This is a genomic window from Clostridium sp. K04, from assembly GCF_019734375.1.
Classification (GTDB): domain Bacteria; phylum Bacillota; class Clostridia; order Clostridiales; family Clostridiaceae; genus Clostridium; species Clostridium saudiense.
The window spans coordinates 1-1,502 of sequence record NZ_JAASHD010000087.1 but is presented as its reverse complement, the minus strand read 5'-3'; the positions used below and the strand labels follow the sequence as shown (position 1 = coordinate 1,502).

Here is a 1,502-nt window from a genome sequence, read left to right as displayed (position 1 = left end):
GAAGTGATGGGACAAGCGATAAAAAAGAATAAAGTAGAATATATAGATAGGGTTCATGGAAATAGTAAAGGGTGGATTACGAGAAGTTGCATAGATGAAAATGGATATAGTCAATGGCATTATAAGTATGCTGAACTTAGAGAAGTAGATTTAACTGGAGAAAATATATATATAACATTAAATACATTTTTTAAGCCATATAGAAGGTTAGAATGTATAAAGGAGTTAAATGCTTTATTTATAGATTTAGATTATTACAAGACTAAATTTACTAAAGAACAAATAATAATGAATTTAGAGGGAAATTATTTTAATAAAATAATTCCAGCAACAAATTATATTTTAGATAGTGGGCGTGGATTAGCATTAATATGGTTAATAAATAAAGTACCAAGTCAAGCATTGCCATTATGGAAAGCAATTGAAGAATATTTATATAATCAATTAAAAGAATTTGGAGCAGATAGACAAGCTTTAGACGCAACAAGAATATTAAGAGTACCTGGAAGTATTAATTCAAAATCAAAAACAGTAGTAAGTATAATAGATGAGTATGATTATATTTATGATTTAAGAGAAATACAAAAAGAATTTCTTCCGGAATTGAAGCCAAAAGAAAAGAGAAAAGGTCGACCAAAGAAAATAAACTATGTTTATAGAGAAAGAAGTTTATACTATGCAAGGATACATGACATAACAAAATTATGTGAACTTAGAGAATATGATTTAAGAGGTCATAGAGAAATAATATTATTTTTATATAGATATTATTTATGTAGTTTTACAGAAGACACAAAGAAGGCTTTAGAAGATGTTTTAGAACTGAATAGTATGTTTATATCACCTTTAAAAGAAAATGAGGTTATAAGAGCAACTAGAAGTGCAGAAAAGTGTTACTTAGATAAAAATAAAGAATATAAATATAAAAATGAAACACTTATAGATCTATTAGAAATTACAGAATATGAAGAAACTCAAATGAGTACAATAATTTCTAAGGGTGAATATAAGAGAAGAGATAGGGTTTATCAAAAAAATAAATATCAGAGGAAGTTAAAGTCAGAGGGAAAAATAAGTGAAAAAGAAAAACTATCACAAAGAAGGGCAAAAATAAAAGACCTTTTGGCAGAAGGTCTTAAGCAAAAAGATATATGTTCACAACTTAATATATCTAAAGATACCTATATTCGTGATAGAAAATATTTAAGAGAGCAAGGATTAATATAGTCCTTGTTCTTTTTGTATTATAAGAGATTTATTTAATTTAATCAAGAGGTAGCAAATTTTCTCGGCTTGTATTATAGGGTTACGTAGTAACCTGTTCTATTTTTAGCGGGGGAGTAAGAAGTTCGGTTTATTTTATAGGATTTTTCATTGTTTTAACGAATTAGTTTATATATAGAATTTTATTCTAAAAGGGAGGGGTTAAGGGATGTTGAGGAGTGTTGCAGAAGTATCCGTTTTAACTGGTTTAAGTAAAGTTAGTATTTATAATAAAATTA

General features: G+C 26.9%; 1 protein-coding gene. It reads left to right on the top strand.

Annotated features, from left to right (window positions below):
- The first annotated feature begins 6 nt into the window (after nt 1–6).
- Nucleotides 7–1,227: a helix-turn-helix domain-containing protein gene (locus HCG70_RS17250; protein WP_055292516.1), complete on the top strand. Its 1,221-nt coding sequence runs from the start codon at nt 7–9 to the stop codon at nt 1,225–1,227.
- The last annotated feature ends 275 nt before the right edge of the window (nt 1,228–1,502 follow it).